Below are 14,767 nucleotides of genomic sequence, written 5' to 3' on the forward strand. Positions count from 1 at the left end.
TCATTCGTTACTGTAGATTTGTTGAATTTGGTCCAACCACTCGTTAGTTCCCTGTCCAAAAAAAGGTCTTTCTTGTAAATAAAAGGCCACCTCTGGATTTTTCGGATCTTCAATCAGTTGCTTCAATATTAAATTGTCTTGCTGAAGAAGTAACAGACGAACGCCTTCCGCTTGAGTGCTTGTAAGCTCATCAAGGAGATGGACAGCTTCATCTAAATTCCCTTTTCCTGCTTCAAGCATAGCCCGTTCTTGTTTCATTTCATCTGGAGACCTTGTAATGTCCGTTTGCTCCAGAAGATTAAGTACTTGAGCAGCTTCCTCAAAATTCAGTTCATTCTTAAACAATCGGTAACAGTGCTCCATTGCTTGAATATACATCGGGAGGTACAGCTTTTCTTTCAATACTTCGAGTTGTTGTTCCCAAGTTTCAAAATGATTCGTAGCAGCATCCATTCGACTTTCAGCTGAAATGGTCAGTTGTTTTTGATACTCCTCAATAATCACACGTTGAATTTCTTGTTCTTCTGTCATTTCATAAAGGTCTCGAAACTCTCGTTCTAATTGGTCAGTATCTTCTTCTAGTAACCAGTTTTGAAGTTGCTCCACGCCGCCTTTTCGTGTCAGTTCTGTCACGAGCAGTTGACCGTATATATATAAACTAACGCCATTGAGTTCGGTGGTGGCACGACTCCCACTCTTGTGGACCTCTTCCAATGGAAGATCTTGATAAGCATCAAAAGGACCAAGTACCAGAGTGCCTGTTACCATGTCGGCAAACCCTTCCTCTAGCCAAATTGGAAGAAGTAGTGCTTCACCTGCTTGTTCTAGTTGGTATTGGTGAATTCGGTAATGTGCGTACTCATGGATCAAGATTTCTTTCCAGTACTGATTATTGTCATGAATATGCATGCGTTCGGTGATGCTTGTGTAAAACCCACCTAGCATGTCGCCGTCCCCGAGTAATTGAAGTGTTGAAGCATCCCGGTGCAATTCAATTTCTGGCTTTTGTGATGCATTTAGAGTTGGTAAATACATATCTAAACGTTTTTCAATGAGTGGCATCATACGTTCAATTTCTTTGACCTTATCTTTGTTCTCAGGAGTTACGTAATAGGTGGCGTACACGCCTTCCACTTCTTCTAAGTTTTCTTGCAGGTCTGTGTAGCCGGTCCATTTCCCGAACCACCCGATTTTGGCAGCTGCATCTTCTTCTGGCTCTCCTATTTCGATGACAAACGCATTGGCAAATGCCAGCATCACGATACTAGCTCCAAGTGTTAGGGACAATGCAAAAAGACCAGAAGCCGCAAGTCGCGAGGGAATGAAAAATTTCGGCAATCCTTTGTTGACTAGCGCGACAATCGAAAGGATGAAGAAAGCAAATGGAATGCACCATAAGCCGATTGCCCAAAGCATTCCTGTCACTGCATCATGCTGGAAAATAAACCAGCCACTTGCAGCTAAAAACACTAGACCTATTACTAACACTGCAAGGTTTGCTGCGAATTTCTTCATTCAATCTCTCCTATCTATTAGTAGTATATACGATTACACATGGAAAAAGTGTCAAATTTTAGATAAAAAAACACCTTCAGTGAAGGTGCTGGTTACCGCAATATGTGCAGACAAAAATCCAAATCTGCTTCTAAATGTTCTTTCATTAATCGCTCAGCTTCAGTTGTTTGATGAGCTTCAATCGCCGAACAAATCGCATCATGCTCATCGATCAAAAATGGTCGTTTCTGATACACGACCGTCTTGCGGAACAAATAAATGATTGACTGCATGCGCTCAATCGTATCGACCATGACCGGATTGTTCGTTGCTTGCACGATGATATCATGGAAACGCGCATTGGCTTCCATCACCTCTTCTGGTGTGCCTTCTCTCCCCACAATTACGCACTGACGCAATTCTTGACGCAATTCTTCACTCAAATATGTAGCCGCTATACGTGCTGCATAACTCTCCAATAAGATACGCACTTCAAACAGATTACGCAAATCCGTATCAGTAGGATTGGTCACACGCTTCTTTTGAATCAAGCCTTCCTGTTCGAGCTTTCGAATCGCTTCACGAACCGGTGTACGACTTACACCGATTTCTTCCGCTAATTTCTCCTCTACCAGTTTGGTACCACGTGGTAATTCACCCGTCAAAATCTGATCCCGAATATATGTGTAGGCCTGACTATAGGCCATTATTGATTTTGTAGTCATTTGCATTCGACTCCTCACGTCCCTAAAACCCTTACTATTACTAGTATAGAGGGGATGTCTAGGAATTCCCAGTGATAATTTTGTATACATTTAATTATTTTTTGTATACAAAATAAAATATATTGTGTACAATAACTTCAATTGACAGATAATTTGAGGAGGAATTTCAGTGAATATCGGATTTATTGGTCTTGGCATTATGGGTAGACCGATGGCGAAGAACTTACTGAAGGCCGGTTATAACGTAACTGCTTTTGATATAAATGTAAGCGCTATCGAAGAAATGCAACAATCAGGTGCAAAAGGAGCCAGCTCTCCACGTGAAGCTGCGCAAGGGAAAGATATTATCTTCACTATGTTGCCAAACGGAAACCACGTACAGAGCGTATTGTTTGATACAAATGGCGTTTACGAAAGCGCTTCCGAGGGAGCAATCGTAATTGACATGAGCTCTATCTCGCCTGTCACATCACGTGAGATTGCAGCTAAGCTTGCAACACTTTCTATCGGTTTCTTAGATGCACCCGTTAGTGGTGGTGAGCCAAAAGCAATTGACGGTACATTAGCGATTATGGTCGGCGGAAAAGAAAACGACTTTGAACAAGCTCGCCCAGTCCTTGAAGCAATGGGAAGTGTCGTGACACATGTTGGCGACACAGGAAGTGGAACAACTGCCAAGCTTGCCAATCAGATTTTAGTGAATGTGCACATCGCAGCTATGTCTGAAGCATTGATTTTAGCGGCGAAAGCTGGAATCGATATCGACAAGATGTACCAAGCCATTCGTGGCGGTCTTGCCGGAAGTGCAGTGCTCGATGCCAAAGTGCCACTCATCTTAGAGCGAAACTTTGTAGCCGGCGGACGTATCGACATCAATGCCAAAGACTTAACAAATGTTATGGAGACGGCACATGAACTTGAAGTGCCCCTTCCGCTCACAAGCCAAGTGCTTGAAATGTTCCACTCGATGAAAGCAGATGGCAAAGCAGCCGATGACCACGGTGGTTTAATTCAACACTATGAAAAACTAGCAAACTTCACAGTTGGTGAAAAGAATGACAACTAAAAACTTAGCACAGACACTCGCTGCTTATGCCACAGTTGATAGCGCCCAAGTAGATTCTCTATTTGATAAAGCATTCGCAAAGATTTCTTCCAAAATCATTGTGTTAGATGATGATCCAACTGGTGTCCAGACTGTGCACGGTGTGTCGGTCTACACGGACTGGACGGAGACATCCATTCGAGCCGGGTTCGAAGAAGAGAGTCAGATGTTTTTCATCTTAACGAATTCCCGTGCATTTACAGCGCAAGAAACAAAGGATGTTCATGCTGAGATTGCCGAACGTATAGAGAAAATCTCAAAACTTACGGATACTCCCTACCTTTTGATCAGTCGTGGCGATTCTACACTTAGAGGACACTACCCTCTTGAGACAGCCACTCTTCGTGAAACGATTGAAAAACAGGGCACTACAAAAATCGACGGGGAAATCTTGTTGCCATTCTTTGAACAAGGCGGCCGCCTCACTGTAGATGACATCCACTATGTTGTACAGGGAGAAGAAATGATTCCTGCCGGAGAGACGGAATTCGCAAAAGACCGGACATTCGGGTACCAAGCTAGCCACTTAGGAGACTACATTGAAGAAAAGACTGCCGGTGCGTTTCCAAAAGAACAAACCGTTTCCATCACACTTGAAGAAATTCGCGCACTCTCTACCGAGTCGATGGTGACGAAGCTCATGGGTGTTCATGACTTCCAGAAGGTCGTAGTGAACGCTCTGACCGAGCAAGACGTGAAAATCTTTAGCATTGCTCTTCTTGAAGCATTAGCTCAAGGGAAACAGTTCTTGTACCGGACAGCCGCAACATTCACTAAGGTCATTGGCAATATCTCGTCCCGACCTCTTCTTACAGCTGAAGAATTGACGGATGCTTCGTCTTCCCATGGCGGACTGATCATGGTGGGCTCGCACGTTCAAAAGACAACGCAACAACTTGATGCTTTACGTTCTTTAAACGAACTGGCATTTATCGAGTTAGACGCACACCTCGTTCAAGACGCCGCCATTTTTGCACAAGAAGTAGAACGTGCCCGCACGGTTGCAGAAACGTTCGTCGCTAATGGCAAAACTGCTGTCGTTTATACAAAACGTGAGCGTCTTGACTTAGGTCCCGGGATGGAAGAGGAAGAACTTAAGTTATCGGTTCGCATCTCAGAAGCCGTTACATCCATCGTCCATGATTTTGCTCATACTCCACGGTATTTGATTGCCAAAGGGGGGATCACGTCAAGTGATATCGGGACACGTGGTTTAGAAGTAAAGCGTGCGACAGTAGCTGGTCAAGTAGCACCTGGTGTACCGGTGTGGACAACTGGGGAGGAAAGTCGCTTCCCACACTTGCCGTATATCATTTTTCCAGGCAACGTAGGATCGGTAGAAACATTGAAAGACGTAGTTCAGATGTTAGAAACTCATGTAAACTAAAGGGGGAAATTTAGTATGCTTACAGGGAATTTGTTGATCGTTGTGTTTTTAGGGGCTCTTGCTGCATTGTTCTTTTTAATCTTAAAAGTGAAGCTTGAACCGTTTTTAGCATTAGTGGGTGTCGCACTGGCAACAGGTCTTGTGATTGGGATGCCTCTGAATGAAGTTGCCTCTACCGTCACTACCGGTTTCGGTAATACACTAGCCGGAGTTGGGATATTGATTGGACTTGGTGTTATCTTTGGTCAATTCTTAGGCGCTTCAGGTGCAGTCGAAAAAATCGCTGGAGCCGTACTCCGTTTGTTTGGGGCAAAGAAGTCTCCTGCTGGTCTCGCCTTAACAGGTACAGCAGTTTCGATTCCTGTATTCTTTGATGCAGCCTTTGTTATTTTAAGCGGGCTCATTCGTAGCCTTGCCTCAAAAACAGGAATTTCTGTCGTGACTTTTGTTACAGCACTTGGTGTTGGACTAATCGTCTCTCATAACATGATTGCCCCTACTCCAGGTCCTTTGGTAGTAGCGGAAAATACAGGTGCTGAGTTAGGCTTCTTCATCCTCTACGGTTTAATCGTTGCGATTCCTGCGACACTTGTTGGAGGTTACTTGTACGGAATGTTTATCGGGAAACGCATCCAGCATTCTGGAGACGTTGAAGAGGTTGTAGTCGACCCTGCAGATGCTCCGAAAAAAGAAATCGGCACGGGACTCAGTTTCTTCTTGCTAGGTCTTCCAATTCTATTGATTCTTTTCAATACATTATCAAATCTTTGGTTCCCTGGTACGACACTGGCGTCTGTTCTCGGGTTTGTCGGAGAAAAGAACGTTGCCCTCTTCATCTCAGTTGTTGTCGCGCTAATTGTTTTACATCCATACATCGCTGTGAAGAGCGAGCGTCTGTATACGGAAGCCATCAGTTCAGCTGGTGTCATTATCTTGATCACAGGTGCAGGTGGTGCATTTGGTGCAGTAATCAACAAAAGTGGTATTGGTGATCACTTGATTGCAACGATGCAAGACTGGAGCATTCCAGTACTGTTACTCGCATTTATTTTCTCGCAGATTTTACGTGCATCTCTTGGTTCTGCCACAGTAGCCTTGGTCACGACGTCAAGTATCTTAGGCCCAATGGTTGCCGACCTTGGAGTATCTCCAATCTTACTCGGACTAGCCATCTGTGCGGGCGGTATCGGCCTTTCCTTACCTAACGACTCTGGCTTCTGGGTTGTCTCTCGTTTTGGTAAGCTAACTGTCACGCAAACGCTACAAGCATGGACACTTGGTGGCTTCATCGCTGGTGTCACGGCTCTTGTAACCGTCTTTATGCTTAGCCTATTCGCTGGCTTCTTGCCAGGACTGTAAAGAAAAAAACCACGTTCAGTTGCGAACGTGGTTTTTTCTATGATTATTCCGCCCAAACTTTATAGTCTTCTGATTCACTGACGAGTTGATCCTCCAGGACATACGGATGTGTCTCCAAAAGAATGGTTTGAAGACGCTGTGGCATCTTCTCTAATTCATACGCACAGATTAAAGGAAATGCTAACTCATTGATTGTATTATCAACAATACGCTCAAACTCCTCTATCAAATGCATAGGCTCCTTGACACTCTCCCACTCTACGTGTGCCCATGAACGAAATGCTTGTCCACTTGCCACAAAAGGTTCAACCGTTTTTGAAAAATATTCTTGTATGGCTGGTGGATTATAGCTTCCACTCGACCAATAAAAATGAAGACTATTTACATAATGTACTTGCTTTAATTGAGTAGGCGAGAACCGCTTGGCTAATTCTTTTTGAATTTGAAGCGATATGCGTTCATTTTCAATTAGTAAAAGATTGTCACCATGTTCTATACCGTTAGTAAAAGATTGTCACCATGTTCTATACCGTCTGTGATAAATTGGTAGAGCTCTCTAAAATAGTTGGGACTTCCCGTAAATGCGTAAAGAATATGTGCATTCCTTTTTTCATCCACAAGCTGTTGGACGCTTGATATCATACTCTTTCCTACTCTCCATTTTGATTCCGAGGCTTTTAGGTGAATTATAGTATACCACTAAATGTAAGTGGTGACTGCTCCGAATCCTAAAGCTAGTAAAATCACAAATGCTGGATGCATTTTGACGCGTTCTAGGAGAACATAGGAACCAATTAATAAAATGATTGTAATAAACAATCCATTCATCGCATAAGCATCAGCGAAAAATTGATACGTCAACACAATCATCAAGACGGCTATAATCGGACGAATCCAGCGGGTTAAGCTTTTTACGTAAATAGATTCTTTGTATTTCCAGATCAGATTTAAAAGAAGAATCATCATAAGTAAAGACGGGCCAACTGCTGCAAATAATGCAACTAGGGCTCCCAGGATACCTGCTTGGTCATACCCAACAAATCCAGCCATCTTTGTCGCGACTGGTCCTGGAAGTGCATTGGCTGCAGCCACCATCTCAGAGAACTCTGAGTTCGTCATCCAGCCGTAGCGCTCAACCACTTCCACTTGCACAAGAGGAATGGCTGCCGGCCCCCCGCCATACCCGAGAATCCCCGGAATTAAGAAAGCGATGAACAACTCCCAGTAAATCATGACGCTCGCCTCCTTCTATCAAGTAGAGGCGAAAAGATCAGTGCGAACACGGCGAGAATAACAAACGCCGGATGAATATTCAACACATACATGGCTACAAATGCGACAAGTAAGGCGAAAATGGCTTTCATCCATCCAATTGATTCACCTGATTTTTTCACAAAGTCCCACGCAAGCACACCAAGCATCACCGTCACAACGGGAATGACAGCGTTGGCCATATTTTGGACGACGGGAAGTTCCTTATACGTTTCAAGTAACTTCAATAAAACAATAACACCAATCACTGTGGGAACGACGTTGACTGCAAGAGCGATCAACATCCCCACCCAACCAGCTACCTTGTAGCCGATATAACCGGCCATTTTGGTGGCAATTGGCCCTGGCATTGCATTCCCCAAAGCTAGTACATCACTAAACTCGTCATCTGTCATCCATTTGTATTTCTTCACTGCTTCGGCATGGACGAGCGGGATGGCAGAAGGTCCTCCGCCAAAGCCTAACATCCCTATTCGAAAGAACCCAGCTGCGAGTTCTCGGTAAAGCTCTCCCTTCGGACGCACAGAAGGAGTTGAAGTTACCACGCAGCTACCGACCCATCCGTACGAGATTCCGTACCGCCTTGTAATACACCCGTTTCAGGGTCTCTCCAAATGATTTGCCCGCGTCCAAAGCTGCCTCCATCCGGTAAGACTTGAATCGTGTGTCCTTTACGAATCAATGCCTGCACAAGATAATTCGGGAATTCAGGCTCTACATGAATCGTCTTTCCTTCAATCCATTGCCATCTTGGCATATCGAGCGTTGCTTGTGGATTCAACTGGTGATCGACCGTGCTTGATACGACTTGGAAGTGCCCTTGCGGCTGCATATACCCACCCATGACACCGAAAGGACCAATCGCTTGCCCATCTTTAGTTAAGAATCCCGGAATAATCGTATGGTAAGTACGTTTTCCAGGCTGTAAGTAGTTTGGATGCGCTTCATCTAATGAGAAATCATGGCCACGGTTTTGCAGGGCGATCCCTGTCCCAGGAATGACAATACCTGAACCGAAGCCCATGTAGTTACTTTGAATGTACGAAATCATATTACCTTCCGCATCAGCTGCAGCTAGGTATACAGTGCCACCGCGTGGTAATTCATAAGGCTCTGGCATCATTGCCTCATCCTTAATTTCTGCTGCACGTTTAGATGCATACTCTTCTGATAACAGGTGTTGCGGGTCTACTGGCATATCAGCTTGTTCTGTAATAAACGCCTTGCCGTCTGTAAACGCAAGCTTCATCGCTTCGATTTGACGGTGAAGTGTATCAGCATCTTGCCACTTTGTATCTCCTGTTTGTTCAAAAATCTTGAGTGCCATTTGAGCAATCATCCCTTGGCCGTTTGGTGGGATTTCCCACACATCATAGCCTTTGTAATGAGCCGATAATGGCTCTACCCACTCGACTTGGTAGCTTTCTAGATCTTCTTTTGACAGATAGCCACCATGTTGTTTCATAAAGCTATCGATTTTGTCAGCGAGTTCCCCTTTATAGAAGGACTCTGCTTCCGTATCCGCAATGGCACGCAATGTAGAGGCATGGCCTGGTGATGACCACATTTCACCGATTTTTGGTGCTTCGCCTGTAGGAGCAAATGTTTCAAACCAACCCGCAAACTCTTCAGATGTATACGTTTCTTTAAATTTCTTATGCGCGAGTCCCCAGAACTTCCCGAGTACAGGTGAAATTGGATAGCCTTCTTCTGCATAACGAATAGCAGGAGCTAGTACATCTTTAAGCGGTAGCTTGCCAAATTTACGAGACAATTCGACCCAACCAGCAGGAACACCTGGTACAGTCACGGGTAACACGCCGAATACAGGAACTTGCTTATGTCCTGCTTGTTTTAACTTGTCGGCTGAAATAGCTTTTGGAGCAGGTCCAGACGCGTTCAATCCGTGTAACTTATCTTTAACCCAAACAAGCGCAAAGGAATCTCCACCAATGCCGTTTGAAGTCGGTTCCACAACTGTCAGAGCAGCAGCAGTCGCAATGGCCGCGTCAATCGCATTACCACCTTGTTTCAAAATATCTAGACCTGCTTGTGCAGCTAATGGTTGAGACGTAGCAACCATGCCATTCTTCGCAAATACCGTGTTACGTTTTCCTGAAAAAGGATGAAATAAGTGATCCATAGGTAGTTGTTCCTCCATTCATTATTCATTTGTTAATAGATTTCTTGTTTTTACTTAACAAATGTATATCTAATGTGAAGTATACAGAAAATTCTGCAGGAGTGCCAATAAAAAACCACAGACCCAAATGTGGTCTGTGGTAGTTGATCTTGCTCCTATAATTTAAGTCCGCTCCGACTTTTAAAACGTCGCAATAAAATATGGCTTTCTACACGCGTGATTCCTTCAAAAGCATACAGTTCTTCGTTGATGAATTTTTCTAAGCTCTGAAAATCGTCCACCAATACATGCATATGTAATGTCGAAGGACCGGTCATTTGGTAACAGCTTGCTACGTTTGCGTTTTCAGCTAAATTTTCAGCTACTTCTACTAGAGACTTCGGCTCACAGTCCACTTCAAAGAAGGCGGACACATTTTTTCCGACCTTTTCAGAGTTCACCACGACTGTAAACCGTTCAATGATGCCTCTTTCCTGTAAATCATGTACGCGTTCCCGAACGGCCACTCGCGACAAACCTAACTCTTTCCCAATATCCACATAAGACATGCGGCCATTCATAGTTAGCAACTCTAATATTTTCTTATCCGTCGCATCTATTCGTTCCATTTCGACACGCCTCCTCATGCATTTCCTTAGTTCGATTACGTTGTGTATCAAATATACCTTATTTTTAACCAAATTGAAAAAGAAGTGAGGGGTTTCCTCACTTCCTGTTATATTTCTTGTCTACTTATGTCGTTATTTCCTGGGAAATAGTCACGATTTCTTCGATAGTCGGCCTACACACTAGCCTAACCACCTCTATTGGCAGCTCTATCCCTTTGAACTGCGTAGCAAAACGTTCGACTTTTGCTTCTACTGGCCAACCAGACATCCCCTCTATCTCTCGGTAACTGGCAGCTGTCATGACGATGTCGCCACCTTGGCTGAGCTGTTGAACGCGTGCAGCTAAATTGACAGTCCGTCCAAAATAATCAAGAAGGTCGTTGGCATTAACAGCAATCGCAGCGCCTTGGTGGAACCCAATCTTGATTTCAACCGGTTGCGACAATTGCTGTTGCAGTTCTTGAATCGAGTGTTGAATAGCAGTGGCAGCCCGCATCGCCTGCCGAACATCTGTGAACACAGCCATCACAGAATCGCCAATTGTTTTCACAATTGTCCCGTCATGATCTTGGATGTGTTCTTTTAAATAAGTGAAGTGGTGACGGACGTCTGTATAGGCCAGTGCATCCCCAATACGTTCATAAAGAGCAGTTGATTCTTTTAAATCTGTAAACAATACTGTCATATCACTGACTTGAATTTCAAGATCTGGTGCAAGCACTTCTGTAGCAAACAAGTCGCGATAGAGTTGCAAGGATGTCAATTCACGTGCAGTAAGTGCATCTTTCCCCCACATGAGCTCTTCAATCATAAACACAATCTCGGACTCGCTTGTATTTTGAACAGTAAATTTTGACTGTGGTTTACTATGTGTTTGATCAAATCCATCTGTCGACCATGTGAATTGTTTTACCGCTTCTCCGGCATCCTCTTCTACTTGAATCGTGTGATTGTGCTGCATGATTCGGTAGCGGTGTGGCTGTTCCCAATCAGGTAGCGTCAATTCCACAGATTCTCCTGCAGGAATGCGAAATTGGCCTAGTATATGGCGTGCATTCATCGGGCCGTTGATACAAAAAAGCTGAGCATCAATTTTACGAATGGCAGGTGACACATCAAAACGCATTTCAATGGCTTGATCAAAATCAACTTGATAATCTACACCACATAGTTCACAGTGTACTTCTCCTGATACCTCTCGCAGTGTCGTCACTTGTTTTTTGGGCACGCGACAATTGGGGCACAATAAACTCCATTTTTGTTGCAACAGGCCATGCTTAGTCGCAAGTAGGAAGAGGGAAAGCATTTCTTTCCGGTCAATCCCCCACTCTCTGGCAAGACGGTAAGGTTGCATATCTGTAACATCTTCATCGTTAGCTGTGCTTAGAAAATCTACAAGCCTTGTAAGCAGACCTACTTGTTGAAAGTCGTTTTCTAAACGCTTCACACGTTTAGTTAGTAACTCTATGTCAACGTCCGTCTTCAGTTTAGCCTGTGGTCGCGGGGCGTTATTTTTAAAAGCAATGGCTGCTGCATCTGCATAAATAAAAATGCCAAAGAGCTGAGGAATGACCACCTTCTGAAGCGCTACTTTACCGAGAAGGTTGGCATAAGTAAACTTCCCATCAATAGCAAGATACGTCGTTTGGTTGTCCAGTGGTCGCAGAGATACTTTCCATAGTGCGCGGACAATCGGACTTTTTTGGTAAATTCGCTCTATCTCAAACCATTCATTACGTATCCAAGAAAATGTGTGCTCGTGCCACTTAATAGGAATTAGACCAAGTGCTTTTGCAGTGGCGTGGCGATAATAAGAACTTCCCGTCGTCTCAAACTCTCCAAACTGTACCGGAAATAGATCAATGTAATGATTAAAGTGATTAGAGTCTGAAAGAACTTCCCACGCAGCTTCTATTGGCATGTGAATAACTCTTTCCTCCGAGACAACAAGATCTTTGGTCATGGACGTAGCTCCTTAAACATCAGAATAGGACGTACGAATTTCATTAAAACGATCAAAATGCCTTAGGAACAAGTCGGTCAACTGGGGATCGAACTGGAAGCCTGCTTGCTGTTGAAAATACAGTAAAATCTCTTCATCGCTCCACGGTTTTTTATAGACGCGCGCACTGCCTAATGCATCAAACACATCGGCGATTGCCGTGATGCGGCCAAAAATATGAATTTGCTCTCCTTTGAGCTGGTTCGGGTAGCCTTTTCCATCCCACCGTTCGTGATGCTGATGGGCAATGATAGCAGCAGTTTGCAACAAATCCCGTTTAGAGTGCCTAAACACCTCATAGCCTATGGCAGCATGTTCTTTCATCACTTGGTATTCCTCGTCATTTAGACGTCCAGGTTTTAACAAGATCGCATCTGGCGTCGCCACCTTCCCGATATCGTGCATCGGTGACGCCATTCGTAACATGTCCCGTTGTTTTTTAGGAATGCCTGCAAGTTTCGCTAGTTCATAAGAATACAAGGCTACGCGCCGCACATGGTTACTTGTTTCTTTCGAGCGACTTTCACCGATTTGTCCCATGATTTCAATCATTTCTTGCTGTGTCTTGAGAAGTTCATTATGTAATAACCGCGCTTCGATCGCTTTCCCTGCGTAAGTGGCAGCGAGCTGAATCAGCTGCTGGTCCTCTTTCGAGAAAGCCGTCCCTACGGGCAGTTTGTTAATGGCTTGAAAAGCACCAAAATAAATTCCTTGAGCATTTTGGAAAGGGACCGTCAAAATGGAATACGTTCGATAACCCGTTTTTTCGTCGATCGAGCGATTAAAGCGATCGTCTTTATAGGCATCATCGATACGAAGCGATTCTCCTTGCTGAATTGATACACCTACAAATCCACTATCGGCTGGGATGCGGATGGGTTCAATCCCCTGTGCAACAAGTGTCCAGTTTTCATGAGAGACTTCATCATGCAGCCACACGGTACACCTGTCAGCTCCCGCCAAATCTTTCCCGAGCTGGGCAAGCTCTACGAGGACTGGTTCAAGTTCAGTCTCACCAGAAATGACAGCGATCGATTCAAATATCTTTGTTAATTTATCCATCTCTCTCATCCCTTCGCCCCACGAAATTAGTACTGTTATTTTAGCACGTATGTGCTACATTTAGATAGAGATTACTCAGAAATTAAAGGGGATGACCAGATGACTCCATTTTCTTATTTGTTAATCGGCCATCTGGTCGGGGATTATTTGTTTCAAACGAGTTGGATGGCGGAAAAAAAAGCTAAACAATGGGCACCACTGCTTATTCATTGTGCCATTTATACTACTGCCGTTGCGTTGCTTGGCGTCTGGGGTGGCGTCGTGTTTCCTCCACTTGTCTACGTTGTGTTATTTTTGTCTCACGTTCTATTAGACCGCAGGACCTTCGTAGTTTGGTGGAATGCAACAATCATGAAGAACACTACGCAGAATTGGCTGTTCACTATGACTGATCAGATATTCCACGTGATTATTCTTGCGCTACTCGTTCATTACTTTATCTAGTAATCGATGAAACATTTGGCCACTTCTTCCGTATAAAAGGAAAGGGGTGGTTTTTTATGTGGAAACAGAATCGACCGCACATTGAACTTGAAGCAACAAACATGGAGCGGCTATTGCTTGTCCTGACAGTAGGTATCTACATTACTTGGATAGGCTGGCTGGCGTTTCAGTGGTCCTCGCTTCCAGCTGAGTTACCTGCACATTTTGGAATAGATGGTGAGGTAAATCGATGGGGCTCTAAATGGGAGTTGCTTATTTTACCTGGTATATCTGGTATCCTTGGATTCTTTATGATTTGGCTCCGCAAGAAACCAGAGTGGCATAACTATCCTGTGAACATCACTAAAGAGAATGCCCCATTTTATTACCGGTTGTCTCGAAACTTGCTCGTTTGGATCACATTTGTGATTGTGGCAGGGTTTGCCTGGCTAACCTGGGACATCGTCCAGATTGCAAAGAGTAATAGTCCTTTTCTTGAAAACTGGTTCATGCCTGTATTCTTGACAGCTACTTTTGCACCTGTTGTCTACTTCTTCTTTAAAATGTTTCGCTATCAGTCTAAAAATAATGCGTAATGAAAGCAGCTAACCCGCGTGAGTGGGTCAGCTGCTTTTTCAGTTGAATGCTGAAATGGAAGAAGCGGCTGCAGACTCATCTGCTTTAACACAGTCAATAGCCACAACAATGCCAATCATGATTTCTTCCATCGCCTCTTTGTAGACCGTCACTTGGTAACTGTCTCCCCACGTGAACCATTCCTGCGATACACTTCCGATAACTTCTCCATTTTGTAGAACATCAAACGTCATATCCCACCAGTTCCCTTGCACTTCAATTCCAGCCGCATCTATGGAGTAGCGTGCTTTGAAGAAGGAAAATTCTTTCTTGATAGTGAGTACTTGCTGCCCGTTAACTTCTAGAAAGAATTGAGGTAAGAAGCTGAAAGTCTTTTTTGTAATCATCGCCACTTCCGTACGCGATGTATCAAAGATACTAAACGTCTTAGGGATTTTCATGAAGCTTCCTTCTACGTAGTATGCGTCCTGCTGCTGTTCGTCTTTTACTGTAAATTGACCATTCAAACTGAACACTTTTTGCTTAATATACAACTGCCTCATGTACATGACCCCTTCCAATTACTGTCTAGTTCTTTTACGAATGACGTA

15 protein-coding genes are annotated in these 14,767 nt (G+C 44.1%); 5 read left to right on the forward strand and 10 right to left on the reverse strand.

What is annotated here, in order from left to right; all coding sequences use genetic code 11:
• Together MKY84_RS00960 and MKY84_RS00965 are read right to left on the reverse strand one after the other, a co-directional pair.
• Positions 1-1,515 carry a hypothetical protein gene (locus MKY84_RS00960; RefSeq protein ID WP_342527145.1) on the reverse strand — a complete coding sequence of 505 codons (1,515 nt, stop codon included), beginning with the start codon at positions 1,513-1,515 and terminating at the stop codon, positions 1-3.
• A gap of 92 nt (positions 1,516-1,607) precedes the next feature.
• Positions 1,608-2,219 carry a GntR family transcriptional regulator gene (locus MKY84_RS00965; RefSeq protein WP_342527146.1) on the reverse strand — a complete coding sequence of 204 codons (612 nt, stop codon included), beginning with the start codon at positions 2,217-2,219 and terminating at the stop codon, positions 1,608-1,610.
• A gap of 163 nt (positions 2,220-2,382) precedes the next feature.
• On the opposite strand from MKY84_RS00965, the gene garR reads away from it, so the two are divergent.
• From garR to MKY84_RS00980, 3 genes are read left to right on the forward strand one after another with little or no spacing between them, the layout of a single operon-like run.
• Positions 2,383-3,285 (forward strand): 2-hydroxy-3-oxopropionate reductase, encoded by a 903-nt coding sequence (gene garR, locus MKY84_RS00970; RefSeq protein ID WP_342528829.1) that lies wholly within the window; start codon positions 2,383-2,385, stop codon positions 3,283-3,285.
• On the forward strand, positions 3,275-4,711 hold the full coding sequence (locus MKY84_RS00975) for a four-carbon acid sugar kinase family protein (protein ID WP_342527147.1): 1,437 nt from the start codon (positions 3,275-3,277) through the stop codon (positions 4,709-4,711). Before garR ends, MKY84_RS00975 begins: the two co-directional genes overlap by 11 nt.
• Before the next feature lie 15 nt (positions 4,712-4,726).
• Positions 4,727-6,070: a gluconate:H+ symporter gene (locus tag MKY84_RS00980; protein ID WP_342527148.1), complete on the forward strand. Its 1,344-nt coding sequence runs from the start codon at positions 4,727-4,729 to the stop codon at positions 6,068-6,070.
• 43 nt (positions 6,071-6,113) lie between these two features.
• Here the strand turns inward: MKY84_RS00980 and MKY84_RS00985 are convergent, their stop codons facing one another.
• From MKY84_RS00985 to MKY84_RS01015, 7 genes are all read right to left on the reverse strand, one after another.
• Positions 6,114-6,566, reverse strand: coding sequence for an MEDS domain-containing protein (locus MKY84_RS00985; protein WP_342528830.1), 453 nt, complete (start codon positions 6,564-6,566; stop codon positions 6,114-6,116).
• A 203-nt stretch (positions 6,567-6,769) separates the two neighbouring features.
• The gene (locus MKY84_RS00990) at positions 6,770-7,303 is read right to left on the reverse strand and encodes a chromate transporter (RefSeq protein ID WP_342527149.1); all 534 of its coding nucleotides are present in this window, start codon (positions 7,301-7,303) and stop codon (positions 6,770-6,772) included.
• Entirely contained in the window at positions 7,300-7,887 is a 588-nt protein-coding gene (locus tag MKY84_RS00995; protein WP_342527151.1) for a chromate transporter, read from the reverse strand. Before MKY84_RS00995 ends, MKY84_RS00990 begins: the two co-directional genes overlap by 4 nt.
• On the reverse strand, positions 7,881-9,485 hold the full coding sequence (locus tag MKY84_RS01000) for a gamma-glutamyltransferase family protein (RefSeq protein WP_342527152.1): 1,605 nt from the start codon (positions 9,483-9,485) through the stop codon (positions 7,881-7,883). The genes MKY84_RS00995 and MKY84_RS01000 overlap by 7 nt, the downstream gene beginning before the upstream one ends.
• Positions 9,486-9,640: 155 nt before the next feature.
• Positions 9,641-10,093 carry an Lrp/AsnC family transcriptional regulator gene (locus MKY84_RS01005; protein WP_342527154.1) on the reverse strand — a complete coding sequence of 151 codons (453 nt, stop codon included), beginning with the start codon at positions 10,091-10,093 and terminating at the stop codon, positions 9,641-9,643.
• 124 nt (positions 10,094-10,217) lie between these two features.
• On the reverse strand, positions 10,218-12,056 hold the full coding sequence (locus MKY84_RS01010) for an adenylate/guanylate cyclase domain-containing protein (RefSeq protein ID WP_342527156.1): 1,839 nt from the start codon (positions 12,054-12,056) through the stop codon (positions 10,218-10,220).
• 12 nt (positions 12,057-12,068) lie between these two features.
• The gene (locus MKY84_RS01015) at positions 12,069-13,157 is read right to left on the reverse strand and encodes an HD domain-containing phosphohydrolase (protein WP_342527158.1); all 1,089 of its coding nucleotides are present in this window, start codon (positions 13,155-13,157) and stop codon (positions 12,069-12,071) included.
• A gap of 99 nt (positions 13,158-13,256) precedes the next feature.
• Here MKY84_RS01015 and MKY84_RS01020 point away from each other — a divergent pair, with 99 nt between their 5' ends.
• On the forward strand, positions 13,257-13,601 hold the full coding sequence (locus tag MKY84_RS01020) for a DUF3307 domain-containing protein (RefSeq protein WP_342527159.1): 345 nt from the start codon (positions 13,257-13,259) through the stop codon (positions 13,599-13,601).
• A gap of 56 nt (positions 13,602-13,657) precedes the next feature.
• Positions 13,658-14,176, forward strand: coding sequence for a DUF1648 domain-containing protein (locus MKY84_RS01025; RefSeq protein ID WP_342527161.1), 519 nt, complete (start codon positions 13,658-13,660; stop codon positions 14,174-14,176).
• 39 nt (positions 14,177-14,215) lie between these two features.
• Here the strand turns inward: MKY84_RS01025 and MKY84_RS01030 are convergent, their stop codons facing one another.
• Entirely contained in the window at positions 14,216-14,719 is a 504-nt protein-coding gene (locus MKY84_RS01030) for an LURP-one-related family protein (protein ID WP_342527163.1), read from the reverse strand.
• Positions 14,720-14,767 lie beyond the last annotated feature (48 nt).

Origin of the sequence: Chryseomicrobium sp. FSL W7-1435, assembly GCF_038595005.1 — a bacterium.
Classification (GTDB): domain Bacteria; phylum Bacillota; class Bacilli; order Bacillales_A; family Planococcaceae; genus Chryseomicrobium.